We start from the raw sequence: 25,684 nt of genomic DNA on the forward strand, positions 1-25,684 counted from the left end.
ACCTGCGACCGTGCGCATTTCCCAAGCCGACGCGATTCGAATCGGATCGACCTGCCGGGAAAACCCACCTGATAGCCCCGTCCTTCCGATCCGGAGGGCGCAATGCCGATCGTCTGAAGGGCCGCTCAAATTTACTGACCCAGTCGAGGTGCAGACTATCATAGTTGATTGTTGCTGCCGGTGACCTCGCGTAATCAAAGGCTCACGAGGCTTTCCAACAGAGGACGGTATGTTGTATCCAGGTCGATTTTTGGAACCGAGCGATATTGTGATGCTTGCCCGTGTTTGTGCGACGGTCTGCGAACAGCGCGGCGTACCTGTTGCTTCGTGGGCCGGAGAACGGACAGCTGCGCACGTACTCAGGCTGTTTCTGAACGGCTTGACTGGGGAGAATGAGCTGATCGATGCTGAGAAGAACTGGGCTCGCGGGAGTGATCTGGCTTTCGAGGGGGCTCCTGTCAGCTACGAAAACAAAAGAGAGGCCGCGTGATTCAAGCTTCCTGAGAATCGAATGTAGCCAAGAAAACTGCTCGCCCACGGGTCAGGCACCAGAGGCACCTCCCTGCATATCGGGGGTGTTGCTGTGGCACTTCAGGTGAGAAAAAGATCTCCGCACGCCGCCCGATCCGTGGTGTCCGGGCGATTTTCCAGGTGGACTCGACATGAGGCAAGCGCATCCTTTTTGATCCCGGCTCGGCCTTCCTGGTTTGGGGCTGAAGCGTCGGATTGGTCAGAGCACATCGATGTCTGTCAAAGTCCGAAGACCGCTTCGTAAAATCCGTTTCTAAACGCTGCCGATCCGCTCCTGGCCCAACGCCGCCGGACCGCTTTGGCCCAGCAATGAGCGAAGCAACAAAAGGGGCGGTTTGGCCGTTCTCATTAGTCGCACTGGCGGGCCGGGGCATTCGAAGACATGACTACGCCGCAAATTTTGTCATTTGCCGTAACCTTCGTGATGATGGCAGCGTTCGTGTGGGGTCGCTATCGATATGATCTGGTCGCGGCTGTGGCACTGTTGCTTGCTGTCGCGGTTGGCATTGTGCCTTTTGACGAAGCCTTCAGCGGGTTCAGCGACGATATCGTGATTATTGTCGGCAGTGCTCTGCTGGTGAGCGCAGGGATAGCACGCTCGGGTATCATGGAGGCAGCGATCAAGCGCTTTGCTCCGAAATTATCGGGAGTTCGGTCGCAACTGGCGCTGCTGGTGATCGTGGTCACGATCCTCTCTGCCTTTGTAAAGAATATCGGGGCGCTCGCTATCATGATTCCGATCGCCTTCCAGTTCGCGCGCCGGTCTAACATTTCACCCTCGATATTCCTGATGCCCATGGCATTCGGGTCACTGCTCGGCGGACTAATGACGCAGGTGGGAACATCACCCAACATCGTAGTGTCCCGAGTGCGAGAGGAGCTGATCGGAACCGCCTTCACAATGTTCGACTTCACACCTGTTGGAGCTGCCATAGCCGCTGCCGGAACGATCTTCCTGCTGTTTTTCTATTGGTTGTTGCCGGTGCGCGAAAAGCATGGCGGGTCACTGAATGAAGCCCTCGACATCAAGAATTACCTCACAGAGGCTCGAATTGTCGCCGACTCCACGGTGCTCGGGAAAACCGTCGCAGACCTCATGAAGCTCGCCGGGGGCGATGCAATCGTGACGTCGATCCTGCGCAATCGCACGATGCGGATGACGCCACTGCCCGACGTGGTCCTCAAGGTGGATGACATCCTGTTGCTCGAGGGCGACCCAGAAGCGCTGGATCGCCTTGTCTCCCAGGGCAGGCTCAGCGTGACCGGGGATAGGGGCGGTGGTGACGACACCACCAACGAGATGGTCGCTATCGAAGCCGTAATCGGTGAAAGCTCCTCTTTGATCGGCTGGACCGCCCAGCGCCTTGCCCTTTACGATCGCTTCAACGTCAACCTCCTGGCCGTCAGCCGTCGTGGGGAGCGCCTCGACCGCAGGCTGGCCGCAGTCGAGCTGAGGCTCGGGGACGTTGTCGTCTTGCGGGGCAGTGCAGCGAGGATGCCCGAGATACTTCGTGAACTCGGCTGCTTACCGCTGGCAGAAAGGGCTATCCTTCTTGGTAGCGTCCGCAAGGGTATCGTGCCGGTAGTGGTCCTTGCTCTCGCCATGGTGGCGACGGCGTTTGGGCTGCTGCCAGTGTCCGTCGCTTTTTTCGCGGCCGCGGTCGCGATTGTGCTTTTCAAGGTCATTCCGCTCCGCGATGTTTACCAATCGCTCGATGGGCCTATCCTCGTCATGCTCGCCGTTCTCATTCCAGTGAGCGATTCACTACGCAGTACAGGAGCTACGGGAGTAGTTGCCGGCGAGCTTGCTAGACTGGGGACCCTCCTTCCGGCGTCCGGCGCACTGACGCTCATCCTTGTCGCCGCCATGGCCGTTACGCCATTCCTCAACAATGCCGCCACCGTCCTTGTCATGGCGCCTATCGCCGCCGAATTTGCTAGTGATCTGGGCTACAGGCCCGAACCGTTTTTGATGGCTGTCGCCATTGGCGCCGGCTGTGATTTTCTCACCCCGATCGGACACCAGTGCAACACGCTTGTCATGGGGCCGGGTGGCTACCGCTTCAGCGACTATCCGCGTCTGGGACTTCCCCTGTCTTTCCTCGTAGTCATTGTTGCTGTGCCGATGCTTATGATCGTCTGGCCAATGAACTGACATCCGATATTCGGATGCCTTCTTGGAAATCCCACACGACACCACAATCGTGAATGAGGTCGCCGCGCAAGCCTGACGCGGGCTGGCCAACCTGCGGTCAGTGTCGCCAGCAGTTCCCCTCTCGTCCCGCCCGCGGCAACAGAAACTGTGTTCCGGCCGCTCTATCGGGGCAAAGGGAAAGCCAGCAAACAAACCTTAGGCCATGGACTATACACCGCAGCGAGATTGTCAGGGGCTTGGCGGAGTATTGACGTCGTTTCTCACCTAGGAAAAGCCGGTTCACCTTCGTGATGACGACAGGCCGATAACGCTTTCTTCGAGAATACGAGGCCCTTTCGGGCTGCGATCAGCATCACAAGTCGTGTGTTGCTCAGCGGCAGGGCCCTGGTGAACTGCAAGTCGTCGCGACGACCATTCGACCTTGGTGCTACCTGAGATACCAGCGTTGCACATCGCGCAGGAAGGACGAGGGCGGCTGTTAGCCGCCCAGTCATTTCATCTCACACGTTGCGACGACCTCTGGCGCTTTCCAGGTCATCACCTGTGTAGACTTCATCCGTTGGATCGAAGCCGGTCCAACCGCCTGCTTCGTATTCGGTTCGCCGATGGGCTATGTCGACGGAATTATATTGCTTCAGTATCTGTTCCGCGTCGGGGACAAGGTCGTCTTCGACCCTGGCTATAACCATTGTTCCCCCGCGCCGAACGCCTTCGGCATAAACATGTGCGTCGCTTTCCGGCACACCGGACTCTGTCATCGCGCCGATGATGCCGCCAGCTGCGCCACCGACCACGGCACCGCCGACAGCGCCGACCGCAGTCGCTGCCAGCCAGCCCGCGGCAACCACGGGGCCGAGACCAGGTATGGCCATCAGGCCAAGGCCGGTGAGCAGGCCGCCGGCCCCGCCGACTACGGCGCCGACACCAGCCCCTGCTGCCGCATCCTCGCCAGCCTCCGACGCTTCGCCCGTAAGCCGGCCGCCCGAATTACCCGCCACGATGCTAATATCGTCGTGCGGAACGCCCGTGGCTTCAAGCTCGCCCACAGCGTCGCTTGCTTGATCATAATTGTCGAAGAGGCCTGTTACGGTTTTCATTTGATTTGTCCTTGGTTGGAGATCAATTCTTGCCGGCAACGACGTTGCCTTGAAAGTCGAGGGCGATGGGTGCTGCTTTGCCGTCCTTGCTCGCCGTTCCACGCCAGATGCCCTTGTCATCCTTCGTCAGGGCGGAGACGTCCGAGTAGCCCGCCTTCTCGATGGCGTTCTTGGCCTGGTCCTCGGTGAAGCTGTTGGCGCCAGGCACCGGGGCCACAGAATTTGTGGCGGCCGCATCGGACGCGGCTGGCGCGGAACTGTCGGGGGCAGGAGCGGCAGCCGCGACCTTGCCAACCATCTCCTGATGCATCTTGAGTGTCGGCAACGTCTCGCTTGCAAACGACTTGAGAGCGGAATTGTCGCCGTCCCTGGCGTAGCTTTCAAACATGCTTACAGCATCGGCATGCGCCGTCTTCTGCATGTCGGCATAGGTTGCATCGACTGGCGCCGCAGCTGACTGCAACTTGTCGACGTCGCTCTTGTGGGCAGCGTCGAGGTCGGCGGGCACCTGCAATTTCTGTTCGCCGGCAATACTCTCGAGTTTGGCGTTCGCAGCACCGTGGTCGGAGATCATCTTCTGCGCGAAATCCTTAAGGGTCGGATCCTGGAGCTTGCTTTGAGCGACCTTGCTGGACTGCACTTCGAACATCCCGCCGATCGCGGCCTTCGTGACGAAGTCCTGGGCCGTCTCTGCTGACAAGGCAGGCAGTACAGCGGTCATTGCGGTCGCGATCGACAGCGATGCCATGCGTAGTTTGGTTCTCATGCTTAGGTTCCTTGGTTGAGGAGGACGATGAACTCCAATCTCCCGGCGCCATCTTTGTTCCGGGCCTTGATAAATGTCGGATATTTTCGGGGCGCCATTCCCGCCGTCACGAGCTGGGCGGAGTGACACCGATCCCAGATTGTCCAGGAACCCCAGACCGATCGAAGAGTTGCCATTGCTCGCAGAGGGGACCTGATGGCGGAAAACCAACGGTGAATTTGGTATGCTTGCCGGCAAAGAGCCTGAAGCAGACGGGACGGCCGACCAGAAGATCACCACACGGCGGAAAGATGTCAGTAGCGCAACAGATTGCGCTTACCCAGGCATCCCGGCGGCGTCAGCAGGTCGACATGCGTGACCTTCGCCAAGTAAAATGCCGGCCAAGGCTCGTTTCTGAGGGTTAGCTTATGAAAGCCCGCCGCCCCATTTGCGAAGCGGCGGGCTTCATCCGCCCCAACTTGTCAAAGCAACTTTGATGCCAAACCTTTTTGGCTCTTTATAGGACAATGGCCCCTCCGACAGCGATCAAACAGACATCCAAAATGCCAGCAGCAGGGCGCATAAGGACGAGACGAGGGCAGCGGTGGCAAAAAACACGCCCTGCCAATCTGGCGGTGGCTCGGATATCAACTTGTCGGGGGGCGGCTGATTGTCATTCATGAAAGCAATTTGCGACGCCAAGTGTAGTTCCCCCTGATCCTTCAGGTTGTCGGCGGAAATGCTCGTCGCCTACCGAAGGCCAAAAAAACTCAAAATCGCCAAGACGACGACCACCGCACCAACGAGCCAAATGAGATTGTTCATGATCTCTCTCCTGTTGCTTTCGAAAGTTCGCGCCTGGCAGCCCCGATCGTTTGGGACGCTTCTTCTTCGAGTTTTACAAGCTTCTCCCTGATCTCGTCCGGCTCGGCATGCTCCAATCCGACAACGTCGTTCCTGGTTTCCTTCAGTGAAACGATGATCTCGTCGAGTTTTGCGTGAATGGCGGCGGTATCGCGATAGCCTTGTAAAAGGACAACACCGGTGATCACGATGGCGGCAACCGACAGGGCATAGGTGACCGCATTTGTCAGTCCAAAAGGCACCAGGGCGGTGCACAAAACCATTGCCATGAGCATGACATAGAAGCCTGGCGGCCGAGATAGGAAGTCGGAGGCCGCGAAAAGGAACCGATTCATATGCTGGCCAAGGTCATCAAGGCGACCAGTGCGGTAATCGCCACACAAACAGGCACCGCCGCCAACAGGCCTGCCTCTAAGATCCGACTCTCCTTGTCGCGCAACATCAGGTCACCTACTGCAGGTTAAAGATACGGGTTCGGCGTCGGAAGGGACGTTTGCCCGCCGATCCACCACATGCCAGCCAAGAACGAGTGCCATCACGAGAAAGGGAACAGCCGCGAATAACCAGCGTGCTTGGTCCACACTTTATCCATCTGCATTCTTCCAAATTCGAGAGACAACAGCCGCGGAAGCCAAGCGTTCCAGCCGCTGCCGCTGACAGGACCAATGCGGTTTCCAGAACCAGACTTAGGTCCCAAGGGGACTAGACCTAAGTACCTAGGGCGGAACGTTTAGGGCGGCTCCATGTTCAACTTGCCGGGCGGCGCGGGACGATGATCGTGTTGCGCCCGTCCCTACAGGAGTGCAGATATGAACATGCTTCTAAAGAACACCGCAGCAGCGATGTTGCTATTGGCTGGGATCGGCTCAGCCGCCGCGGACGACATCATCATCCAGCCGGAACAGGACACCGTCATCCGCGAATATGTGAAGAAGCAGCCCCTGGCGTCGGTCAAGCTCCCCGGCGTGGAACTGAATGTCGGGACAGCCCTGCCGGAAACGGTTGAGATCCATGAGGTCCCCAACGTCAAATATCGCTACGTTGTGGTCGACAACCGCACGGTGCTGGTGGACCCGGGCACCCGAAAAATCATCAAGGTTTACGACTGAACGAACCATCCAACCCCGCCGCCATCGCCTGGCGGCGGGGTCGAAGCTTACAAATCTCCACAATCCGGTGACGAGCCTTGAGTCCCGACATCGCAACCTTCCAAAGGTCCGGCTTTATGGATGATGGTCGCCGCCAGGCAGAGTTTTCCGCTCAACAAGCCAGTCCAGGAGCTCAAGGACTTTCAGGGCAAGATCTGTGCACGAGTAATACGCTTTATGGCGCTCCTGCCTCCGGGTGACCAGACCAGATTCTCGCATCATGCCGAGATGCTGGGAGAGTGCTGAGTTGCTAAGCCCCAATCGCGGCGCCAGATCAGAAACGGACATTTCTCCGTCAGCAAGAATCATTAGAGCGAGAAGGCGCTTTTCATTAGCCATGGCAGCGAGCAGCTCGGCGGATGGCGCATAAATGCTGGGCTTTTCGGGATTCATGATGTTCCCCTCGCTCACGCGTCGAGCGCGCCTTGCGCCGGCCTCCTTGACGGCAGCGGCGGGCGCCCCAATGAGGATGTGCCGGGATCGTCGCGTGCCCGGCGCGCTAGAACTATTAGCGTGGTGTATGTTCCATCAGAAGGGCGTCGCTGTCTCACGGCCAGCCTCGGCGGCTAAGCGCCTTAGCTCCTGGATCGGCCTTTCTTCGAAGCCTGGGGACCCTTGGCTTCGGCAGCAAGGCGTTGTTCTCGAAGTCGCGCAGTTTTCAAATAACGCGCCTCTCTCTCGGCCGCGTTAGCAACTTTTGCCTCGCGGTCTGCGCGCTCCAATCGGTCTTTGTCGACGCTTCGCTGGGACACTTTTGCCTCCTACCAGAAGACCGTTGAATTTACTGTTCGCTAAATTGTTCCCGTCAATCGGCGACTGCCTTCCTGACGCATGCCGACCCAGCCGCCGTCCGCAGCACCGATGGCCACGACGATCTCGTCGGCAGCCGGGCCGTCTGCGATCTGAAAATTGGCGGTGATGAAGTGTGAGCGGCGACCGTTCTCACTCTTGTGCATCATCGGAAGCGACAGCAGCGCGCCAGGCGCGCTGCGTGTGTTGCAGAATTCGAGATAGGTCGTGCCGCCCACGAGGTGAAGGAAATTGCTTCTCGCCTCGCGGATAATGGCGTCATTAACATGGGCTAATGCGAGAGACCCTCCGAGAGGGTATTGGAGAGCTTAGCGAAAGGGCTGAACGATGACGATAGTCGAACTGGCTTTCGATTTGCTTGCGAAGAAGCTCGCCGCCCGCACCGGCATTTCCAGCGAAGAAGCTAGTGACCTCGTCGCCACTATGGGAGCTGATTGGTCGTCACTCGTGCGAGCAGCAAGGGTAATGAAAAAATACTCCGGTGTTGCCTGACCCGCTCGGCCTGGAAGGACTTCCTCCTCGCATGAGGGCACAAACGACCAGCTTGATGGGACGAATCGTCAGGCCATAACGGAGGCCGCGTGGCACGCGCATTTCCCAGAACGCACTCGATCACCTGCCAAGAAAACATGGCGGTGCGGGTCGCCCCAAACTCCCGAGACAACGCCCGACCGCTGCCGAATGTTTCGTGGCCCGGCCCGACGGAGGTTCTCACTTCAGTGGCCTAACGATGCTTCTTGCGACTTGCGTCTTGATGCAAGATGCCGCTCTCTCAGTTCCTGTTTTCAATCGGAATGACGCTCCACGCCCGCATGAGGAACTGCCGTCATCAGACCAGGTCGTTTTGTCGTTGCCGCCCAAACAGGACGGTCACCCCCAAGACCGATACGAATATTACCTGGTCAAGGTAGTTGCTATGTGGGCCCGCGCCACGGCGGTCAGCGTGGGCCCGTACGCTGCGCTGACCGGTGCTCACTATCGCCTGCGAGCCACGATCGTAGATCAGCGCTTGGCGTTGTCACTCTCCGAGTCGGCCCGCGCGAGGAACTGCTCGGCTGTCGCTGGAATATGGCTTTTCAACCAGTCCGCCATCGCAACTTCCTCACGCAGATTCTCTTCGCAGAGCTGGGCGACCTCTGCTTCGCCTAGCGATTTGGCGGCGGCGATCAGGATTGTGTAGGAGGCGATTTCCATGTGCTCGAACGTGTAGCTTGCAAGCGATCCCTTCATCACTTCGTCCCCGGCGAACACCCCACTGAGCGACTGCGCCATCGCCGTCAGCTTGCCGCCGGCATCCTTCAGTGTGGAAGATCCTTGTCCGATGCGGTCAAGACAGGTTTCCAGCCGAGCAGCCTGCTGTCTGGTCTCCTGGATGTGCTGGCGAATCCGCTCGCTGAGCTCAGGATAGTTCTCTATCCGGTTCAGTTGCCCATTCAACATGGTTTCGGCCTGCTCCTCCATGGCGTGAGCATCCCTGAGCCATTGGACAAGCCATTCGCGTGATTCTGACATTTCATACCTCCTTCATGGGTCGGCCAGAACTTTCAAAGGGAGATATTGTTCCTCATCGGTTGAGCTGCCGAGTCAGCCTGTATTGCAGGCTCCTGGAGGTAGGCGCTGCAAGCGGGCGCTTGGCACCAGGAGAGAGTGGCGGGCGACGGGCATGGTCGCGGTGTCCGCGTTGGCAAAACGCATTCCTGCAGAAATGACGAAGCTGCTGCCTGCCGCGGGTTCCGTGATGGATGATCTCAATGAAGCGTTTCGCGTCGGCTCGCATTCCAATACCCGCACCGCGACGTGTCAGGCTGTGTCTTGCCCGAGCGCCTTGGCCGTTGCTATTCGTCTTGCGAAATCAGCCCGTTGCCGGTGCGCCCCAGCGAGGCAGGTTCAACAACGGAGATCATATCACGATGGAACGTCACGGCCTTTCGCAGGTTGGTATTGGGGTTTTCGCGCTAGGGAAAGAGCCATGACTTCTTCAGACAAGTCTTCAACTGACATATCACACCGCCCCGAGAAATCGAGCGGCAGGACCCCGTCAAAGTCGGCGACACCTTCACCGGCCCCAGAGAAAATATCCGGAGCAGGCCCTGCGGTCGCCGAGCATTCGAAAGACGCCAAGGCGCCCAGAGGCGGGCGTCAACCTGGGGCCTATGTCAAGGATTAGATGGCCGAGCTGGGTGCGTTTGTCTGGCCAACAGGAAGCGACGAGGAGGTTTTTATGCAGATGATGGGAGTTGTCGTCAGCCGAGACCAGGCTCCGGTCGTGGAATTTCGGGGCGAGGGAGGCGAGTGTATTACAGTTACCCTGCAGGCCGGGCATACTCTTCCCGACGATGAACTCATTGCAAAGGCCAGGGCTATGATGGTTCAGGTCGCTCAGTTCGGGACGGACCAGATCAACAATGCGGCGATGTCTGACGGGTCGTCGGCCGATGGGGTGATACAATCCGGAATGTCGGGATAGATAGCTTCGCTCGGTGCGGGCTACAAGGCCACGAGTCGGTAGCGGACGTGCACTCATCAGCCAGAAGATGGCGAGAGCGGCACGCAGGCAAGGCACGCAGATCGCACCCTCCAAAGCAGCGACACCGGCGATCATCGAAAGCCGAGCGTGAGCGTTGGGGCTATCAAAGCTATGGAACAAAGCTGGCGCGCACTGGTTGGGGCCAAATTCAACGCTGTGGGGAGGGGATATGTCGCGCATCTTCAATCTTGGTTTGCCGGTCCTGCTTGGCGCTGCAACGTTCACGCTCAATGTTGCTTCGGACCCGCTGCCGCCGGATCTGACGTATCGACCATTGCCAAGCTTGCCTTTTTCTGCGGTCAAGGAAACTGACGAGGCGCAAAAGCCGGCTGTGACACAACGGCAACGCGGCCTGCTCGAGAGCCGTTACGATCTGGCCGACCGGCCGATGCCCGGCGTCATGATGTCGGGCGGGCGCAAGGCTGTACAAGAAGGCTCGCGAGTGAAACTGCCGGCAGGCGAAACCTGGAGCAGCCTGGCAGCGAAAACCCCTCAGGAAATTCGTGATCGTGGTCTGTTGCCGCAAGGCTTCCTACCGTTGCCGCACGTCAAGCAGGCCGCCGGAGGTCAGGTCTTTCCTGAAAGTGAGATTAGAGAGATCGGCGCTGATGAAGGACGCGATCTGCGCCGCTTCGACGTCGATTTCGATCTACCGGATCACCTTACCCCGGAGTTTCCACCTCCAATATTTCTGACCACGCACCCGGAGCTTGGAGATGTGTCGCGAGGGGATCTGCTGACGATACGCAACTTCTACGAATACATGAACGGCATCATCACGCCCGTGCAGATGGAAGGACTTCGTCTGCTGCTGACGCCATTTCCGCAGGAGGAATTCAACCAGACCGAGGACAGGAAGGTAGCGATGCAAAGCACGGGTGTCGCTTGCCTCGATTGCCATTCCAATTTCCACACCAACGGGGCGTTTCACCTCACCCCGGACGTGCGGCCGCAAGCCGAGCGCTTCCGGCTCGACACAACCAGCCTGCGCGGCTTGTTCAACCAGCAGATCCACGGATCCAAGCGCTCGCTGCGTTCCGTGGAAGACTTTACGGAGTTCGAACAGCGCACCGCCTATTTCAACGGCGATCACGTGAGCGCCACCCGCAAGGGCGTGAACCTGCCGGATCGGCCCAACCAGGTCGCGATGATGGCGCAGATGCAGAACATCATCGATTTTCCTCCGGCACCCAAGCTCGATCCCTTTGGACGACTTGACCCGGCTACCGCCAGTGCGCTGGAGATCAAGGGCGAGCAGGTGTTCATGGGAAAGGGCCGCTGCGGCGAATGTCATGTTCCAGCCCAGTCCTTCATGGACAACAATATGCACGACCTGAAGCTCGAGCGATTCTACAAAGTTGGTCAGACGTTCAACGACCAGGTTGCCATTCCAGATGGACCCATCAAGACCTTCACGTTGCGCGGGATCAAGGATTCTCCGCCCTATCTTCATGACGGCCGTCTGATGACGCTGGGCGATACCGTTGAGTTCTTCAACCTGGTGCTCGGAACGAAGCTCGACCAATCGGAAAAGGAAGCATTGGTGGCCTATTTGCTCACGCTCTAGACATCATCCGGGAAAAACCGTGGCCGACAATTAACTAGGTATTGAATGGAGGACAGTTCATGCGTGCCGCCATAATGACAGTAGTCCTGGCAGTGTCGCCCTGCTGTGCGCTGGCGCAAATCGGCAATCCAGCCGGTCTTGCCCCCGATACCAGTATGGAGAAGCCTGGAGTTCCAGCACCGCACCAGACGAATTATCAGGATCGGCTTTTCGTACAGCTAATTACGGCAGGCGGCAGGGCCGAGATAGAGTTCGGGCGACTCGCGGCTGGAAAGACAAGCCACGAAGACCTCCGTGAATTTGCAAATCGGATGGTCGATGATCACAACAAGGCCAATGAGCAGCTGAAATCCGTGGCCGATAAAAGCAAGATTCCACTTCCCGAAGGGCTCGATCCAGATCACAAGAACATCCGTTCCGATCTCGAAAAGCTCGACGGCGCCGCGTTTGAGCTGGCGTACCTGAGGGCGCAGATCGTCGATCACCAAAGGACGGCGCAGCTCCTGGCTTGGGAGATAGGCTCGGGCGAGGATGCAGCGCTTCAGCGCTTCGCCTCCGAAAAGCTGCCGACGGTGCTTGAACATCTTGACCTGGCCCGCACGTTGCACGCGAAGCTGGCAGGCCAAGCCCTGTTCGCGCCGGATACGCAAAAGGCCAAATGAAGCGGCGGTCATGTGGCACCTGAAAGTTCAGCTGCCTTCCGTGAATGTCAGCGCACGCGCTTCTGTTCGTCTGATTGAGAAAGTGACGCCATGGCGGAACTTCGGATCGCCGCCGCGCTTAATCCGGTGGAGGAGTTATCCGATGAACGCGACCAAAGAGTTTTTTGAAAGCTGGCTGCAGGAGAATGTCGGCACTCTTGCCGGCCAAGAGGAAGTGAGCTTCGCCGTGCTGGCTCAGCAATTCGAGCAGGATGCCGAAGCGGCCGGTTATGGTCGCGAGGTGCGTGAGGACGAGCTCGGAAACATTGAAGATGCGATCGAGCAAGCGCTCAAGAAAGCGCGAACTGGCGTGCATGGTGACGCCGCTGGCGAACCCAGCGATGTGGCAGCCCTCATGGATGCGCTGGAGGTCGAAGATGCCAAAAGCGGGCCGTAGGCCATACCAGATCAGCTCTTTTCGTTTGTCGAAGTTGCCGGGGTAGCCCCATGGAGCAGTTTCGCAAGGACATGGCCGCCTTGGCAGAGCCGGCTTTCTGGGTGACGATAGGTTTGCTTCTGGTCCCTTATGCGCTTGGAACGGTGCTGCTCGTTTGGACCTGCGGCTGCCTGTAAGGTGCTACTGACACACCCCGGTGGTGGTTCAACGGCCCTAACGCCATACAATACCCAGCTAATGCGCTCGCGGGGGGATCCTGCGCTGCAGCAATGTCCGAACGATCTCGTCGCCAGGAAGTTCATCGTCGACACCAAGCTCCTTTGCTGCCGGTAATCGCACCGCCGCGGCTGACAGCTTTTGGGAGAGGGCCGCCGTGTGCAGGCGCCGACGCTATCTGCGCTCTCAAAGTTCCAGCTACGGCCCCCTGTCACGGTTCCCCGATCACGCGCCTGAAGCGCGTTTCCTTGCCTCGAAAATAGCCCAGCAGCTTGCGCGTTGCCTTGGAACACTTGTGTCATATCGAAGTTCGGCCCGCATAGGAGAACCGAGATGGCCATCCCACAAGCGGACAACGACAACCACCTGCGCATGAAGCCGGCTCATCGAGGCAAAATCTCGCCCAAGGGGGCGATACACCAGGTTAGAGCACGACCCAGGTACAAAATGGCTCTGCGGGCGACAAGAATTAAGGCGAGGCGCTGAGATGCCGCGGACCAATAATGACGCTCGCAACGAGAAGACCACATCAGCTGCAGCAATCATTGTCGACAAGGAACGTGCTGAGCGCGCCGCCAAGACGGCGCGGTTAAAGGAAGCGCGCCTCGCACAGGCCATCACGCCGTCTCCCATAGAACGCAAGCAGCGTGTCACCAAAAAGGTTCGCAGGATTTTTGTTGCTGGCTAGGAGGTGTCCGTGACGCGCAATCATGACAAGGAAAGATACGACCGCGCCAAACGCATCAGCCAAGAGACGCTGGACGCTGAACGCGCACAACGCGCCGAGAAGACGGCGCGGCTGAGACAAGCAAGGCTTGCACAGCGTCCGGTGGAGTCGTCGCCGGCGCAGCCGCAAACTCGCCGCAAACCCATCCAGGCTCTCAAAAAGAGAAGCCGTAAGGTGATCGAAGTCTTTTAGGCTCTCCACATCCGTGCGGAACACTGGGAGAGTCCAGCGGCGAGCGCGGCTGGGAGGGAGGGCTTCCGCGACCTGATCCAGCAAGGCTGCGAAATACCTGGCGAGCAATCGCGGGGACTTTGGATCTCCGCCTCCTCGCCATTATCAGAGCTGGGAGCGAAACCTGCTCGCAAAGTAGTCGGTGACCTTTTCGCTTAGCGGACGCGCTTGCCATTCTTCCAGACTGACCTGCCTTGATCGCTTCAGGTCCTCGTTGAAAACGTCTATTTGCGTCCGCGCGAATTCCAAGCCGTAGACGTTCAGACTGGCCTCATCGTTGAGGCGCAAGGATCGCTCATCCAGATTAGCCGAGCCAAAGCTCACCCAGGCATCGTCGACGATCAAAAGCTTGGGATGGTACATTGTGGGTTGAAACTCAAAGATGCGCACACCGGCCTTGAGCAATTCGCCCCAGAAAAAGCGCGAGCCCTTTCGCACCACAGGCACATCCGTGAGCCAATTGGGAACGATGACATCGACCGAGACGCCTCGCTTCCTTGCATCAAGAATCTGCTGCAGCGCGATGTCGTCCGGCACGAAGTAGGCCATGCCGATGCGCAGATGATCCTTGGCCGCGGCTATTGCCGCCAACATCATCAACTCCATGTTCTCCGAGCCGTTTGGCTGCGAAGAAAGTATCAACTGCGCATCGAGACCGCCAGCGGCCGCAACTGCAGGGTAGAACTTCCCGCCCTGCAATGTCTCGCCGGTCGTCTCAAGCCAGTTTTCGGCGAACGCCGCCTGGAATGCGGGCACGGCTGGTCCTTCGATCCGGTAATGCGTGTCGCGCCATTCATTTGAGTTGCGTGCGTTCCCGCGCCAATCATCGGCAATGCCGACCCCGCCAGTGAAAGCGATCCGGCCATCAACGATCAGCAGCTTGCGATGAGTTCGGTTGTTTACACGGTCCAACGTATACCAGCGTAGCGGCCGATAGCGTTCGAACCGCACACCTGCCGTCGTCATGATGCGGATCAGGTCCTCGTCGAAGGGAAGGCTGCCAACCCAGTCGACGTTCACGCGGACTTCCACGCCTTCGCGGGCCTTCGTCGCCAATGCGATCGCGAACTCGTAGCCGATGGCTCCTGACCAATAAATATACGTTTCCATGTTGACGCTGGATCGAGCCGCCCCGATTGCTTGCAGCATTGAGGGAAATATTTCGTCTCCGTTGACGAGAGTTTGGACCGCGTTGGAACCGAACATCTGCCCTTGCGAATAGCTGCTCATCGTCTTGGGAAATTGGGGATCCGTAGCGTCGAACCGGTGGGGGACGATAGATCGTAGAACGCGCGGCTGTGGAGTGAGGTTTATGATCAACACCGTGAGCAGGCTGCCGATGGCGGCAATGGCCAGATAGATGAGCACCTTTCGCCAAGGCGCAATGCGGGAGGTCTTCTTGCGGGCGCCTGACGCAACGGAACCGAAAGGCTGCACGTCAATCGCCCAGTTGCTGGCGATGGCGATGTTTTTCGATCTCCTCAGGCTCTTCATCGTCGATCCGGGTGATGTTTGAAGCCGCGTGATCTGACCGCAGGATCTCGTCCAGCTTGGCGTGGATCGCTTGAGTGTCGCGGTGCTCCGCGCGCTGGATGAACAGCGTCATCGCCCACGTGAACAATGTTGCGGCTCCATGCCAATCCAAGCTCTGTCGCTCGAAAATCATCCAAAGAATTGCGTAGGCCAACAAGACCAGGAACGCAGCGGGACGGGAAGTCAGTGTGCCGATTGTGGTAAGGGCGCTGGTGATCGGATGATTTGCCATTCCAGAGAACTCGCGGCAGTCCCCCCTGGTTCCAGCGAGACATCATACCGCCCCGCCGTGCCTGCAGTGGATTTGGGTCGGCCGCTTGAGTACATCGCCTCTGGCCGATCGTTACTTTCGATCGAGCACCTTTCGGACCTTCTCGGCCAGCTCGTCGATCGTGTAGGGTTTGGTCAAAAGCTCCGTTCCAAAATCGAGCGTGCCATTGTGAACAATCGCGTTTCGCGTGTAGCCGGTGGTGTAGAGCACCTTTAGTGACGGGTGCGATGTCCTGACCTTGTCCACCAGTTCGCGGCCTGACATTTCCGGCATGACCACATCGGTGAACAGAAGCGAAGGCACATGCCCGCTCTCCACGGCGGCAAGTGCATCTCGTGGCCCCGACATTTCCAGGACGGAATAGCCCAGTTCTCGCAGCGCTTCTGCGGCCATCAGGCGTACACGATCTTCATCCTCGACGATCATGATGACCTCGTCTGAATGTCCCGGATGCTCGCCCGCCAAGGCGGCGGCCGGGCTGTCGGGAATGCCGCCATGCGACCGCGGTAGATAGATCTTCAAGGTGGTTCCGACACCGAGTTCGGAATAGATCTTGACGCTGCCGCCGGACTGACGAACAAACCCATACACTTGGCTAAGTCCCAATCCGGTACCCTTGCCGACTCCCTTTGTGGTGAAGAACGGATCGAAGGCTCTTGCCAGCACGTCCGCAGTCATGCCCGTTCCGGAATCGGTGACCGCTATCATCACATACTGGCCCGAGGAGATCGCGTTTTCTCTCGCATACCGATCGTCAATATGGGCGTTAGACGTTTCAATCGTGAGCTTTCCGCCGCCGGGCATGGCATCGCGTGCGTTGACGCAAAGGTTGAGCAATGCGCTTTCCAATTGCCCTGCATCGGCCTCCACATGCCACAGCCCAGCGGCGAGCACCGTCTCGATTGCTATGGTCTCTCCAAGCGTTCGGCTCAGCAGTTCGCTCATGCCGGAGACGAGTCGATTAGGATTCAGGCGCGTCGGTGCCAAGGGCTGCTGGCGAGAGAAGGCAAGCAGCCGCTTGGTAAGTTCCGCAGCGCGTTGTGCCCCATCGATTGCACCGGTGACGAAGTGGTTCACGTTCGTGTCGCCGTTTCGGAGCTTGCGCTGCACGAGATTCAAACCGCCAATGATGACAGCCAGCATATTGTTGAAGTCGTGGGCGATGCCACCGGTAAGCTGTCCCACGGCCTCCATCTTCTGCGCCTGGCGCAGGTGCTCTTCTGCTCGGACGCGTTCGGCAACTTCCTCAGCCACACGCTGCTCAAGAGTGGCGTTGAGCGTCTGCAGCGCTTTGAACAGTCGGGAGTTGTCGATTGCCGTGGCGGCATGACCGGCCAGCCCCAGCAAGGCTGTCTCATGCTCTGCGGCAAAGACACCGCAACCGGAATGTCCGAAGAACAGCCCACCCAGCACTTCGCCCGATCGCGAAATGACCGGCACGGCAAGATAGGATCGCACGGGAAGATGGCCTTCCGGCATTCCCTTCCTCGGCGAATTTTTTCCATAGCGCACATCCATGAGGATATCATCGGAACGCACCACGCCCGTCCCGCGAAAAGTAGGCTCGAACACGGCCGTGTTGCGTGGCATGGGAAAATTTTCGAAAGCGGAGCGTGGCGCTCCCGACAGGGCGTAGAGCACATAGCTGTCCCCCTTGTCATCGAGGACATTGTAGAAAAAAGCTCCGAATTGCGCGCCTGACAGCGCGACGCCAGCGTCGGTGACAATCTGGACAATGCGCTCCACGTCCAGCTCGGCTGCCACGGCGGCGGCAGTCGCATTCATCATCTGAAGCTGGTTCTCCACCCGCTTTCGCGCGGTAATATCCATGACGGTGCCGATGAAACGCACCGCGCGTCCGGACCGGAAAAGAGATTCGCCCGTTGCAGCTATCCAACGCTCCTTTCCGTCGCGCAGCCCGATCGTCCGATATTCGATGTCGTAGCGGGAAGACTCGCCCGGCGCGAGCGCCCGGCGTACGGCCTCATCCGCCCGTTCACGGTCTTCTGGATGGAGACCGGCCAGGAACGCGCTCTCATATGTCACCTCCGCCTCAGGTGGCAGACCGAAGAGAGCTTTGCATCGGTCGTCCCAACGCAGCACCCTTGTGATGGGATCATAGTCCCACGTTCCGATAGCGGCTGCATCGGTCGCTAGCCTTAGCCGCTCCTCGCTCGCTCGGGCAGCCTGTTCCGAGCGGACGCGCTCGATGTGAGCCCATGACCGCTCTGTCACCTCCGCCAGCAAGGACAGTTCGCGCTGCGACCAGACGCGGCGCTGCGTGTCGTGAACGGCCATTAGCGCAGCCAGCCGGCCTTGCTTGACCAAGGGCATGCAGATCGTTGCCGTTATGCCGATATCCTGAAAGGTCTTTGCTTCCTCGGGCGCAATTTCCTCGAGATTGTTGTTGATGACGAGCGGCCGATTGGCGGTCAGATTGCCAACAGCGAGGCGACCGAAATCGGCAAGACTGTAGTATCCCCTGATGCTAGGCGAGCCAGGAGCGCTCCAGTCGCCGCGAATGGTGAAGTGGTCCTGGTCCGGCTCCATGTCAGCGTAGGCGCAAATCGAAACGCCTAGATGTTCGCCAAGTAGACGGGTGGTGACCTCCATGACAGCGTCGGCATCTGTCGCCGGGGATATCTCTCTGCCGAGGCGATCCAGAAAGGCCAGGCGCTCGGCATTTTCACGCAGGGCCTTCTCCGCACGAAGCCGTTCAATTGCGGTGCGCGTCCGGTCAGCCACTTCCGAAACCAGAGCAACCTCGGCCGGCGTCCAGTGTCTTGGCTCGGAGTGATTGAGGTACAATAACGCAACCAACCCGCCGCGCTCCGTAACCGGCATGTTGATGACGGATTGGGCGCTGATTGCTTTGAGAGCCTCGGCATGGTCGTGGGTTCGCGGGTCTGTCTCGGCATTCTCGAAGACGACCGTCTCGCCTCGTTTCAAATCATCGACATAGGAGCCGTAGTCCCTGAAGTTCAGAGTTCCGGCCAGACTTCGGATTCCCGGCGCGTTCCAGTCTCTGTCGATGACTATCGTTTCTTTCTCGAGATCGATCGTGCCATATCCGGCTCGACTGATGCCAAAATGCTTCCCAAGCAATTCCGCTGCCGCAAATGCCAGTTCGGCAGGATCATCGATCTCCCGAATCCTGTCACCCAACCCCGCCAGAAGCTGGAAGCGCTGCACTTCAGACGAACGTTCGCGTGACGTGACTCCCATTTCGCCCCCGGTTGGTCGGACTAGATAATGCCGTCAGTCGCGAAGAGTTCCAGGCGCCGGACAACAGGTCGGGGCTAGGCCGCCGACGCATTGCGAAGAAACTTGCGTCACGACAGCCAAGGACAACTCCGTATGCGCCCTCAACGGGCGAACGACGCGCCGTGCATCATAGTTTAATGACACCTGCTGGGCTGTGCCGCATAAAGCCATTGTCAGCGGCTGTGTAACGGGCGCCGCTGCTGGGAGCAATCCCACTGTAGCCGAATAGGAGCGCCTGATGCTTAGCCGACCAACCCGCACGAATACGGAAGCTCTCTACCCCAGTGACCTGAACATCCTTCGCGACGCGTTCGACGCGCTGTGCCAGGAATTTGCTATCTTGCCCGACACGGCGGCGGCCAACGCCGTAGCGAGAGAGCTGATCAGGTTGTTTGAAACAGGAATGACGGAAGCGGCCACACTGATGATCGCCGTGCGCGCACGTTGGCAAGGCGACTGGGAGATGGGAGGCAGCAATGCTGCCTGAGGTTTGATGATCAAGCGCAATCAACCCGCTGCATCCTTTTCGACACCGCCGCGTTGAGCGTCAAACCTGCCAGAAATGTCCGATGCGCTGGCACAATGACTGGAGCGACCGTTGCCGAAATTTCGCTTCGAGTTTATCGAAGGCATGGCCCAGCCTGCAATCTTTGCCGATATGGCTGATCGAGATGAGGCTGTCAGAGAGGCGAAGCGTGCAGCCAAGGAGGCCATGCTCGACGGAATTGTCGATGGCGTGGACCCGACCAGTTGGGTGACGAAGGTTTACGACGAAGCAGGCTATCTCGTCGCCACTATCGGATTCCAGGATCTGGTCGCCGCGCCCAGGGATACCGAAGAGTTCAAGGAAACAGAGGAGCCAGGCGTCTTGCGATCGGGTTGAAGCCGGTTTCTCCGCTGTCGCCCTCGAGCCAGATGTTGCGGCCGCCGGGCAGATCACGCCGTGAACCCGAAAAAGACCGTTTTCTGGCTGGTGCGGACAGCCTTTTTGTTTAATCTCCGAAAGACGCGCAGAGGCTGCAACACGGCTTCAGCCCACCTCGACGCTCTCGAGACGGGCGCGCGGGAGTTGAGATGCGATGCATAGAGACGCCTTCACCCCATCAGAACTTGCCCTGCTCAGTCGCGTCTTCGCACGCAGCAAAATCAAAAACGAAACCGCAACCGAGAAGGAGCGGCGCGCATCACGTATTCTGGCTTACTACCAGGCTGGGGTAACGGATGAGGATGAGCTAGAACTGCTTTCTCGCCAACCGCTCGGAAGGTGACGATTAGTCTTCCTTCTTCAGAGCTTCCGCCTCGTCTTTGAGCTTCGGCCAATCGGCGCCATGCCTGCGAAGCAGCGTTCGTGCCTGCTTGGGGTCAATTTCCGTGAGCTCGACCAGATGTTCGACCTCAAGGTCCTGGCCTTTCGCAACCCGGCTTGCCTCGTTCGCTTTTCGTTGCATCTCGACGACCCTCTGCTGAGACAACATGAACGAGCGCTGAGAGTGCGCGTTCCAGAACTTCATACAAAAATCGCGACATCGATTAAATCAGTCGGATTGCGCCACTGAGGCGGGCATGCCCTTCTGCTGCGGCTTTCCGATTTGTCCAATGTGGAGAACCCGAGCTGGTCGCAAATGGCGGCGGCATCTTCGTGCGTCAGTCCGGCCACGCGGCATTCGGTTTCGTCGCCGCTCCGTTTGGTGTGCCGGCGTTCGGCAGCGTTCTGTCGCAGCAAGTCCTATCGCACGTTATCTCATCAGCTTGATCTGAAGCGAGATGCTCAGCCTCAGTATCCTGTCGCCGTTTTCGTTCCGCACTTCAACAAATACTTGCTGCCCGTCCACCTCGGTCAGTGCATCTTTCGTAAGGTCGATAAGGCCTTCGAAGCCCACGCGGCGCACCTCCTCCAGACCGGCACATTCGATGCCGATTTCGTCCTGGATGACCACATCGTGATCGCCACTATCAAAGAAAAATCGTGCCATCCGAAAGCTTCCGTCACCACTAAGCTGCGGGGTTCCTTTGGTGCAGGTAGGTCGTTTCGAAATCACCTGCACGAGTGAGGCCGGGCCAATCAAGAGCCTGCACCCTTGGGCCTGTGGTGGCGATGAGGCCTCTACGTCGAAGTTCCTGAAGCATTCGGTTGACGTGGACTGTAGACAAGCCCAATGCATCGCCAAGTGCTGCCTGGGTAATGGGAAGATCCGCGACGTGATCCTGGATGCGTCCAACCGAGCGCAAGCGAAAGATCAGTTCGCACAAGATGTGAGCCATGCGCGTATAGGCCTCTCGTCGTCCCACATTCGTTACCCATTCCCTGTAAATCGCTGCATCGATCAGCGTCGAGCGCCAAAAAGCCGTCGCGATTCGGGGATGCTGTTCGCAAATGGCTCGAAGAGCGTCATGTCGCATGAAGCCCAGTCTGGCTGCTGTCAGGGTCGTGAAATTGCAATCCATGACCGACAGATGCAGTCCATGCAGATCGGGAATGTCCCCAGCCACAAAGAAGGATGTAATCTGCCGTTTGCCATCGCCGGTAAGTTTGGTGGAACCGAGCAGGCCATCCAAAACCACGAACGAATTGACAGGGCGGTCACCCTCACGCACCAGGTCGTAATTGGCAAGAAAATCCTTCTCCTGAATTTGGATGTCTTTCAAAACATCAATATCGCCCTCTCGGAGATCCGAGATGCTCTGGAGCTTGCGGATAAGTACATCCGAGGATGAAGTGGGTGACAAAGTGGCTACCTAGCTGATGTTGGTTATCGAACTTGCATCCGCGTCAAAAGTTCCGGATAGCCGTAACGAGGCGCCGGACTGCTGGTCGGGAACTGGGAATTCAGGATGCCGAGGCAGGTCCTTGGCCGGGACTTCATTGCACGGGGCACAGGAGTGCTGCACACCCATAATCGAGCCCCTCGAGCAGCGCATTAACCTATGACATAGGCTGCGCTCGCAATGGTCGCTGCGACATCACATGAGGTGGTTGATCCGCCAAGGCCTGACGCTGCAACCTCACCTATGAGGGCCAGATGGCTCCGGCCAGGCATCAGGCAAAAGGCGTCTCACCTGAAGCGAGAAATCCGGCCTTGCAAATGGGCATCTCAACGAGCCCGCTTGAGGTGCGGCCGTGCAATGTCGCTACACGGTTGACGAGCGGCTATCTATTGGGGTCACTCATGGTTCATCAGGCGTCTCCAAAATCCGGCCTGGTGGGGAATGGAACTTTCTGCCGATCAGTGGGCTTTCGGATATGTCCTTCGGAAACGATGTGGAGAAATTGATGCGGAACCTTATACTGGCCTTCGCAGCACTTGCCCTACCCGCGTGCCAATCGGCTCCTGAACCGCTGCAATCCGCCGCTATCGAACCTGCTGCCATTCCCTCCCAATCCGCCTTGGATCCTGCCGTTGTTCCCCCCGGCCCGGCAATAATGGATCAATCCGTGGCAATCATTCCTCCTTCAAAGGGCGTTCCAACAAAGTACGCCGCTTTTTCGGGCAATTGGGTCGGGCGATTGGAAGGCACATATGAAGGTAAACTGTCTGTTCAATCTGTTTCTTCAAACGGAAAGGTGACCGTAACCTACGCATGGGGAATTCTGAGCGATGACAATCCGGGTGAGGCCGCGGGCGAAGGAAAAATTGTAGGGAATACGTTGAAGCTGGGGCGCCTCCCGAATGGCGCGGACGTCAGTTTTAGGATGATGCCCGACGGCACGCTGTCCGCAACCCATACGCTCGCCGGCCAGACCTATACGGGCATGTTCATCAGGCAGTGATCAAAGAAGATACGGCCGCGTTCCCGCGGTTTTTGATCCGAGCATCCCGCGCCCTTGGACCATCTCCCATAGCGGCCCTTGAAATGCCAGGCCCTGGCGTCATAGCCGCTACGTTCGAGGACCGTGGCGGCCCCGGACCGAAGCATTTCCTCAACATGGAGGTCAGGAGACCCGCCTGACCGCCCACGTCCCAAAACACACCACCGATGCCAATCCCCCATTAATTCTGAGGGGCTGCGGGGCGTTTCGGCGCGGCTTGCACGGGGTTCGCGCAGGTTCTGTTGGGACCCGGTTTGCGTACGTTATCGAAGGTGTGCGGTGTTGGTTCGCCCCAGGTGGACCTGCTTTGCACCGCCTGCGACAGTCCCGAGCGAATGGCGCTATCCTCGCTGCCGCGAATCGGACGCGGGCTTTTTTCGTGTTTCGTGAAACGAAAGGTCATTCCGCAAGTTGGCTTCCCAAAGGAGGAACCCAATGAAAAAGGATGGCGATGGCCGAGTCGAAAAGGGCAATCAGCAATTGCTTGCCCGACGTCTGTCTGAAGAAGTCGGTATTTCAGAGCCGGATGCGCGCGGTCTGATCAAGCTTATCGGCACGGATTGGAATTCGCTGCTTCGTGAAGCCCGATTTCTGAAAGAGAGGCACTAGAACGCTTCTGCCGGTCACATGATCTCGACTGAAAATATTATTGCTCTCGCGGCGGTAGTTTCTGGGCTCCGCCGGCTGTGAGCGAAGAACATGCTTCCGCCCCAACGGAGGGTGTCATGACTGCTCCCGCTACCACGCGCTTTCAGGCTGTTGAGCCGCGCACCTTATGGCTGGATCAGCTCATTGCCAGAACAGGACCGTCCAAGGGAACTGCTGCAGGTGGCGCCTGGGCCAGATGCCAAGGAAACATTGGCTGTTTCGAATAGTTGAGTTCTGCTGGGGTATTGTCACTGGCATCCGACGAAGGCTAGTGGGTCATACCTCGGCCGGGCCGCGCTATTGGTCCCTCCATGGCACGGCCTTCTTGGGAGAAGAGATTGACCCGTGGGTACGGGTTGGCTCACGCGCGACTGTGCCGCGTAGCGTCGCAGGCGGACCGAAGCGATGGCGCGATGAAGAGGCGCAGGCCAACCGCCGTTGATCTTCAGGCCGTAAGCCCGGCCCCACACCTCAAACGTTGAAGCCGTTCGCTCGGCATTCCACGCCGTGCGTGGTGCCCGTCAGAGGCGTGAGCCTTGACCGTGGGGTCATCTGCAGTGACTGGCAAAGGTAAGATCATTCGAGCCGGCGCCGTATCCCTCCATACAGCTTGCGGCTTGCTCAACTGCGACTGATTTATGCCGATCGTCGGCGCGTTGCGATGGCACCTCGCAGGAAGGGTCTGCGCGGATAACCGGCTCCAGATCGTGGGGGAAGTTCGGCGCATGGACAGGCAGTGCTTCGGCCGAATTGTCGCCCTTTTGAGCCATCGCTGGAAGGATTTCAGCGATCTCGACCAGGATTTCCTTGACCAGATGTCTCATCTGCGCGCCCGCCCTGCGGCCCCTTGCTATGGCGATCAAACTTGCTGACGTAGCCAATGTTCCCGCTTGAGCTGAATGGCGCGCGCTCTGCCGGCAAAGATCGACGGAGCGGCTTGACGCGACGGGCCGCGTCCCTCTCGCCTGCATGATCGATATTGGAAAGTCGAAATTTGAACGGACTGTTGCCTGCCTTCGTCGGAGCGTTGGATGATCCGATCACGGCATGTGCCTGACCCCCGACTTGCCGCGCGCAGCTTCTTCCCTGGCTGCTCTCTGCCTCTGACGGGGTCGACGGGAACAAAGGCTCGATCATCCGGTTTGGAACCATCCCGTTAAGCACAGGACGAAAGTGCAGCGTGGCGGATGAGATACGGCAGCCGGATTGCTCATGGCTGCTTCGATCTGCATTCGGCAGCCGAGACTGAGCCCAAATGCCTGCAGGAGACTTCGTATGAGCGAAGCACGACACAGCGAAGGCAATGAGGTGACTTCGATTGCGGGCACGTCGCCCTTCGCCAGTTTTTTCATGGCTGGCTTTGAGTGCTCGTCGCACCGGCGCAAGGACGGCGTCCGCCTCGATCTTATCCGTGCGACCTCGCACTATTTGCACGCCCTGGGCGACTACCGCGGTTGCGCCGAACTCGGTCTTCGTACCGTCCGCGACGGGTTGCGCTGGCACCTCATCGAAACCGCTCCTGGAAACTATGACTGGTCAAGCTGGACGCCGATGGTCGAAGCAGCGCAATCGGCAGGTGTCCAGGTCATCTGGGACATCTTCCACTACGGATGTCCAGACCACGTTGATCAAGGGTCGATGCATTTCATCGATGCCTATGCCTCGTTCGCTGCAGAAGCTGTGAGGGTTCATCGTTCAATCGCCGGTACAGCGCCTTTGTTGTGCCCGATCAACGAAATCTCGTTTTTCGCCTGGGCTGTTGAGGTTGGCTATTTCCCGCGCGTTGGCCCGAAGAAGCGGGGATGGTTCAAGAGGCACCTCGTGAGAGCTGCAATAGCTGGCGTTCGCGCGATGCGCGAGGTCGATCCCGCTTGCAGATTTGTCTGGGCCGAGCCGCTTATCCACATTGCCCCTCGCGACCGAACGCGGACCGAACGGCGTCGGGCCGAAAATGCCCGTCTCGGACAGTTCGAAGCTTACGACATGCTGCTGGGCCGGGCAGAGCCTGAGTTGGGGGGCAGCGACGATGTTGTCGATGTCGTTGGCCTGAATTTCTACCCGCACAATCAGTGGTACCTCAACGGGCCGACGATTCCCATGGGGCACCACGAGTACCGTGCCCTATCCGAGATGCTGATCGAGGTCGCGCATCGATATGGCAAGTCGATGTTCATCGCCGAGACCGGCTCCGAGGGATCAGGCGGGGCGGCGTGGCTCCATTATGTCTGCGACGAGGTGCGTGCCGCAATTGACCTCGAAGCGCCGATCGAAGGTATTTGCCTATACCCGATAACCGCCTATCCGGGCTGGGACAATTCGCGGCATGCGGAGGTGGGATTGTTTTCGGTCGTCCAGGCGGACGGCAGTCGGCACGTCCGCAAGCCCATCGCGGAGGAATTGGCCCGCCAGCGAGCTTTGTTCGCGGCGAACCTGACGCGTTAATA

The 25,684-nt window shown here is 58.6% G+C and carries 28 protein-coding genes and 1 pseudogene; 16 read left to right on the plus strand and 13 right to left on the minus strand.

Annotated elements, in window-relative coordinates:
* Positions 1-913: 913 nt before the first annotated feature.
* A complete protein-coding gene (locus RPF88_RS31490; RefSeq protein ID WP_024504640.1) occupies positions 914-2,686 on the plus strand; it encodes an SLC13 family permease in 1,773 nt (590 codons plus the stop codon).
* Between the two features lie 500 nt (positions 2,687-3,186).
* Here the strand turns inward: RPF88_RS31490 and RPF88_RS31495 are convergent, their stop codons facing one another.
* The 3 genes from RPF88_RS31495 to RPF88_RS31505 form a co-directional block, all read right to left on the minus strand.
* Entirely contained in the window at positions 3,187-3,783 is a 597-nt protein-coding gene (locus RPF88_RS31495; RefSeq protein ID WP_013525101.1) for a hypothetical protein, read from the minus strand.
* Positions 3,784-3,805: 22 nt separating this feature from the next.
* The gene (locus tag RPF88_RS31500) at positions 3,806-4,549 is read right to left on the minus strand and encodes a DUF4142 domain-containing protein (RefSeq protein WP_024504639.1); all 744 of its coding nucleotides are present in this window, start codon (positions 4,547-4,549) and stop codon (positions 3,806-3,808) included.
* Positions 4,550-5,349: 800 nt separating this feature from the next.
* On the minus strand, positions 5,350-5,727 hold the full coding sequence (locus RPF88_RS31505) for a low affinity iron permease family protein (RefSeq protein ID WP_024504638.1): 378 nt from the start codon (positions 5,725-5,727) through the stop codon (positions 5,350-5,352).
* A 474-nt stretch (positions 5,728-6,201) separates the two neighbouring features.
* Between RPF88_RS31505 and RPF88_RS31510 the strand changes: the two genes are divergently transcribed.
* Positions 6,202-6,501 carry a DUF1236 domain-containing protein gene (locus RPF88_RS31510; RefSeq protein WP_013525105.1) on the plus strand — a complete coding sequence of 100 codons (300 nt, stop codon included), beginning with the start codon at positions 6,202-6,204 and terminating at the stop codon, positions 6,499-6,501.
* Between the two features lie 114 nt (positions 6,502-6,615).
* Here RPF88_RS31510 and RPF88_RS31515 read toward each other — a convergent pair whose 3' ends face one another.
* Positions 6,616-6,933, minus strand: a complete 318-nt coding sequence (locus RPF88_RS31515) for an ArsR/SmtB family transcription factor (RefSeq protein ID WP_050580505.1) — start codon at positions 6,931-6,933, stop codon at positions 6,616-6,618.
* A 398-nt stretch (positions 6,934-7,331) separates the two neighbouring features.
* Positions 7,332-7,580: pseudogene (locus RPF88_RS31520) on the minus strand (amino acid synthesis family protein); the annotation flags it as partial.
* A gap of 97 nt (positions 7,581-7,677) precedes the next feature.
* Here RPF88_RS31520 and RPF88_RS31525 point away from each other — a divergent pair.
* The gene (locus RPF88_RS31525) at positions 7,678-7,842 is read left to right on the plus strand and encodes a hypothetical protein (protein WP_164752019.1); all 165 of its coding nucleotides are present in this window, start codon (positions 7,678-7,680) and stop codon (positions 7,840-7,842) included.
* 510 nt (positions 7,843-8,352) lie between these two features.
* Here the strand turns inward: RPF88_RS31525 and RPF88_RS31530 are convergent.
* Positions 8,353-8,862, minus strand: a complete 510-nt coding sequence (locus RPF88_RS31530; protein ID WP_024504634.1) for a ferritin-like domain-containing protein — start codon at positions 8,860-8,862, stop codon at positions 8,353-8,355.
* Positions 8,863-9,517: 655 nt separating this feature from the next.
* On the opposite strand from RPF88_RS31530, the gene RPF88_RS31535 reads away from it, so the two are divergent.
* The 7 genes from RPF88_RS31535 (at position 9,518) to RPF88_RS31565 (ending at position 13,677) form a co-directional block, all read left to right on the plus strand.
* Positions 9,518-9,817, plus strand: a complete 300-nt coding sequence (locus RPF88_RS31535; RefSeq protein WP_024504632.1) for a hypothetical protein — start codon at positions 9,518-9,520, stop codon at positions 9,815-9,817.
* Positions 9,818-10,046: 229 nt separating this feature from the next.
* Positions 10,047-11,444, plus strand: a complete 1,398-nt coding sequence (locus RPF88_RS31540; protein WP_013525109.1) for a cytochrome b6 — start codon at positions 10,047-10,049, stop codon at positions 11,442-11,444.
* Positions 11,445-11,503: 59 nt separating this feature from the next.
* A complete protein-coding gene (locus RPF88_RS31545; protein ID WP_013525110.1) occupies positions 11,504-12,106 on the plus strand; it encodes a DUF4142 domain-containing protein in 603 nt (200 codons plus the stop codon).
* A gap of 142 nt (positions 12,107-12,248) precedes the next feature.
* Positions 12,249-12,542, plus strand: coding sequence for a DUF768 domain-containing protein (locus RPF88_RS31550; protein ID WP_013525111.1), 294 nt, complete (start codon positions 12,249-12,251; stop codon positions 12,540-12,542).
* Between the two features lie 50 nt (positions 12,543-12,592).
* Positions 12,593-12,718: a hypothetical protein gene (locus RPF88_RS31555; RefSeq protein WP_023811906.1), complete on the plus strand. Its 126-nt coding sequence runs from the start codon at positions 12,593-12,595 to the stop codon at positions 12,716-12,718.
* Positions 12,719-13,245: 527 nt separating this feature from the next.
* Positions 13,246-13,446: a hypothetical protein gene (locus tag RPF88_RS31560; RefSeq protein WP_013525113.1), complete on the plus strand. Its 201-nt coding sequence runs from the start codon at positions 13,246-13,248 to the stop codon at positions 13,444-13,446.
* A gap of 9 nt (positions 13,447-13,455) precedes the next feature.
* The gene (locus RPF88_RS31565) at positions 13,456-13,677 is read left to right on the plus strand and encodes a hypothetical protein (protein ID WP_013525114.1); all 222 of its coding nucleotides are present in this window, start codon (positions 13,456-13,458) and stop codon (positions 13,675-13,677) included.
* A gap of 144 nt (positions 13,678-13,821) precedes the next feature.
* Here the strand turns inward: RPF88_RS31565 and RPF88_RS31570 are convergent, their stop codons facing one another.
* The 3 genes from RPF88_RS31570 to RPF88_RS31580 all read right to left on the minus strand — a co-directional run bounded on the left by RPF88_RS31570 (position 13,822) and on the right by RPF88_RS31580 (position 18,745).
* Positions 13,822-15,210: a phospholipase D-like domain-containing protein gene (locus RPF88_RS31570; RefSeq protein WP_013525115.1), complete on the minus strand. Its 1,389-nt coding sequence runs from the start codon at positions 15,208-15,210 to the stop codon at positions 13,822-13,824.
* On the minus strand, positions 15,155-15,481 hold the full coding sequence (locus RPF88_RS31575; RefSeq protein ID WP_013525116.1) for a low affinity iron permease family protein: 327 nt from the start codon (positions 15,479-15,481) through the stop codon (positions 15,155-15,157). Before RPF88_RS31575 ends, RPF88_RS31570 begins: the two co-directional genes overlap by 56 nt.
* Before the next feature lie 111 nt (positions 15,482-15,592).
* Positions 15,593-18,745 (minus strand): GAF domain-containing protein, encoded by a 3,153-nt coding sequence (locus tag RPF88_RS31580; protein ID WP_050580501.1) that lies wholly within the window; start codon positions 18,743-18,745, stop codon positions 15,593-15,595.
* A gap of 277 nt (positions 18,746-19,022) precedes the next feature.
* On the opposite strand from RPF88_RS31580, the gene RPF88_RS31585 reads away from it, so the two are divergent.
* The 3 genes from RPF88_RS31585 (at position 19,023) to RPF88_RS31595 (ending at position 20,052) form a co-directional block, all read left to right on the plus strand.
* Entirely contained in the window at positions 19,023-19,271 is a 249-nt protein-coding gene (locus RPF88_RS31585) for a hypothetical protein (RefSeq protein ID WP_013525118.1), read from the plus strand.
* A gap of 111 nt (positions 19,272-19,382) precedes the next feature.
* A complete protein-coding gene (locus RPF88_RS31590) occupies positions 19,383-19,667 on the plus strand; it encodes a DUF6894 family protein (RefSeq protein ID WP_013525119.1) in 285 nt (94 codons plus the stop codon).
* A gap of 196 nt (positions 19,668-19,863) precedes the next feature.
* Entirely contained in the window at positions 19,864-20,052 is a 189-nt protein-coding gene (locus RPF88_RS31595; protein WP_013525120.1) for a hypothetical protein, read from the plus strand.
* A 3-nt stretch (positions 20,053-20,055) separates the two neighbouring features.
* On the opposite strand, the gene RPF88_RS31600 is transcribed toward RPF88_RS31595, so the two are convergent.
* The 3 genes from RPF88_RS31600 to RPF88_RS31610 all read right to left on the minus strand — a co-directional run bounded on the left by RPF88_RS31600 (position 20,056) and on the right by RPF88_RS31610 (position 21,511).
* Positions 20,056-20,295, minus strand: a complete 240-nt coding sequence (locus RPF88_RS31600) for a hypothetical protein (RefSeq protein ID WP_032899472.1) — start codon at positions 20,293-20,295, stop codon at positions 20,056-20,058.
* A gap of 225 nt (positions 20,296-20,520) precedes the next feature.
* Entirely contained in the window at positions 20,521-20,757 is a 237-nt protein-coding gene (locus RPF88_RS31605; RefSeq protein WP_024504626.1) for a DUF6894 family protein, read from the minus strand.
* Positions 20,758-20,776: 19 nt separating this feature from the next.
* A complete protein-coding gene (locus RPF88_RS31610; protein WP_013525123.1) occupies positions 20,777-21,511 on the minus strand; it encodes a Crp/Fnr family transcriptional regulator in 735 nt (244 codons plus the stop codon).
* Positions 21,512-21,902: 391 nt separating this feature from the next.
* Here RPF88_RS31610 and RPF88_RS31615 point away from each other — a divergent pair, with 391 nt between their 5' ends.
* Together RPF88_RS31615 and RPF88_RS31620 are read left to right on the plus strand one after the other, a co-directional pair.
* On the plus strand, positions 21,903-22,553 hold the full coding sequence (locus RPF88_RS31615) for a hypothetical protein (protein ID WP_245265378.1): 651 nt from the start codon (positions 21,903-21,905) through the stop codon (positions 22,551-22,553).
* Positions 22,554-23,027: 474 nt separating this feature from the next.
* The gene (locus tag RPF88_RS31620; protein WP_013525125.1) at positions 23,028-23,201 is read left to right on the plus strand and encodes a hypothetical protein; all 174 of its coding nucleotides are present in this window, start codon (positions 23,028-23,030) and stop codon (positions 23,199-23,201) included.
* Between the two features lie 587 nt (positions 23,202-23,788).
* Here RPF88_RS31620 and RPF88_RS31625 read toward each other — a convergent pair.
* Entirely contained in the window at positions 23,789-24,064 is a 276-nt protein-coding gene (locus tag RPF88_RS31625; protein ID WP_081714367.1) for a hypothetical protein, read from the minus strand.
* 388 nt (positions 24,065-24,452) lie between these two features.
* On the opposite strand from RPF88_RS31625, the gene RPF88_RS31630 reads away from it, so the two are divergent.
* Complete coding sequence (locus RPF88_RS31630) at positions 24,453-25,682, plus strand: beta-glucosidase (RefSeq protein ID WP_337124021.1); 1,230 nt, start codon at positions 24,453-24,455, stop codon at positions 25,680-25,682.
* Positions 25,683-25,684 lie beyond the last annotated feature (2 nt).

The organism is Mesorhizobium sp. ISC11 (assembly GCF_037162595.1).
Taxonomy (GTDB): domain Bacteria; phylum Pseudomonadota; class Alphaproteobacteria; order Rhizobiales; family Rhizobiaceae; genus Mesorhizobium; species Mesorhizobium ciceri.

What these genes read in the sequence shown, in the direction of transcription:
- RPF88_RS31515 (WP_050580505.1), bottom strand. Translation starts at nt 6,933, where the DNA reads ATGAATCCCGAAAAGCCCAGCATTTATGCGCCATCCGCCGAGCTGCTC.
- RPF88_RS31595 (WP_013525120.1), top strand. Translation starts at nt 19,864, where the DNA reads ATGCATAGAGACGCCTTCACCCCATCAGAACTTGCCCTGCTCAGTCGC.
- RPF88_RS31625 (WP_081714367.1), bottom strand. Translation starts at nt 24,064, where the DNA reads ATGAGACATCTGGTCAAGGAAATCCTGGTCGAGATCGCTGAAATCCTT.
- RPF88_RS31570 (WP_013525115.1), bottom strand. Translation starts at nt 15,210, where the DNA reads ATGAAGAGCCTGAGGAGATCGAAAAACATCGCCATCGCCAGCAACTGG.
- RPF88_RS31630 (WP_337124021.1), top strand. Translation starts at nt 24,453, where the DNA reads ATGGCTGCTTCGATCTGCATTCGGCAGCCGAGACTGAGCCCAAATGCC.
- RPF88_RS31525 (WP_164752019.1), top strand. Translation starts at nt 7,678, where the DNA reads ATGACGATAGTCGAACTGGCTTTCGATTTGCTTGCGAAGAAGCTCGCC.
- RPF88_RS31575 (WP_013525116.1), bottom strand. Translation starts at nt 15,481, where the DNA reads ATGGCAAATCATCCGATCACCAGCGCCCTTACCACAATCGGCACACTG.
- RPF88_RS31585 (WP_013525118.1), top strand. Translation starts at nt 19,023, where the DNA reads ATGCTTAGCCGACCAACCCGCACGAATACGGAAGCTCTCTACCCCAGT.
- RPF88_RS31545 (WP_013525110.1), top strand. Translation starts at nt 11,504, where the DNA reads ATGCGTGCCGCCATAATGACAGTAGTCCTGGCAGTGTCGCCCTGCTGT.
- RPF88_RS31495 (WP_013525101.1), bottom strand. Translation starts at nt 3,783, where the DNA reads ATGAAAACCGTAACAGGCCTCTTCGACAATTATGATCAAGCAAGCGAC.
- RPF88_RS31510 (WP_013525105.1), top strand. Translation starts at nt 6,202, where the DNA reads ATGAACATGCTTCTAAAGAACACCGCAGCAGCGATGTTGCTATTGGCT.
- RPF88_RS31605 (WP_024504626.1), bottom strand. Translation starts at nt 20,757, where the DNA reads ATGGCACGATTTTTCTTTGATAGTGGCGATCACGATGTGGTCATCCAG.
- RPF88_RS31550 (WP_013525111.1), top strand. Translation starts at nt 12,249, where the DNA reads ATGAACGCGACCAAAGAGTTTTTTGAAAGCTGGCTGCAGGAGAATGTC.
- RPF88_RS31580 (WP_050580501.1), bottom strand. Translation starts at nt 18,745, where the DNA reads ATGGGAGTCACGTCACGCGAACGTTCGTCTGAAGTGCAGCGCTTCCAG.
- RPF88_RS31555 (WP_023811906.1), top strand. Translation starts at nt 12,593, where the DNA reads ATGGAGCAGTTTCGCAAGGACATGGCCGCCTTGGCAGAGCCGGCTTTC.
- RPF88_RS31490 (WP_024504640.1), top strand. Translation starts at nt 914, where the DNA reads ATGACTACGCCGCAAATTTTGTCATTTGCCGTAACCTTCGTGATGATG.
- RPF88_RS31540 (WP_013525109.1), top strand. Translation starts at nt 10,047, where the DNA reads ATGTCGCGCATCTTCAATCTTGGTTTGCCGGTCCTGCTTGGCGCTGCA.
- RPF88_RS31620 (WP_013525125.1), top strand. Translation starts at nt 23,028, where the DNA reads ATGAAAAAGGATGGCGATGGCCGAGTCGAAAAGGGCAATCAGCAATTG.
- RPF88_RS31500 (WP_024504639.1), bottom strand. Translation starts at nt 4,549, where the DNA reads ATGAGAACCAAACTACGCATGGCATCGCTGTCGATCGCGACCGCAATG.
- RPF88_RS31600 (WP_032899472.1), bottom strand. Translation starts at nt 20,295, where the DNA reads ATGAAGTTCTGGAACGCGCACTCTCAGCGCTCGTTCATGTTGTCTCAG.
- RPF88_RS31560 (WP_013525113.1), top strand. Translation starts at nt 13,246, where the DNA reads ATGCCGCGGACCAATAATGACGCTCGCAACGAGAAGACCACATCAGCT.
- RPF88_RS31505 (WP_024504638.1), bottom strand. Translation starts at nt 5,727, where the DNA reads ATGAATCGGTTCCTTTTCGCGGCCTCCGACTTCCTATCTCGGCCGCCA.
- RPF88_RS31530 (WP_024504634.1), bottom strand. Translation starts at nt 8,862, where the DNA reads ATGTCAGAATCACGCGAATGGCTTGTCCAATGGCTCAGGGATGCTCAC.
- RPF88_RS31535 (WP_024504632.1), top strand. Translation starts at nt 9,518, where the DNA reads ATGGCCGAGCTGGGTGCGTTTGTCTGGCCAACAGGAAGCGACGAGGAG.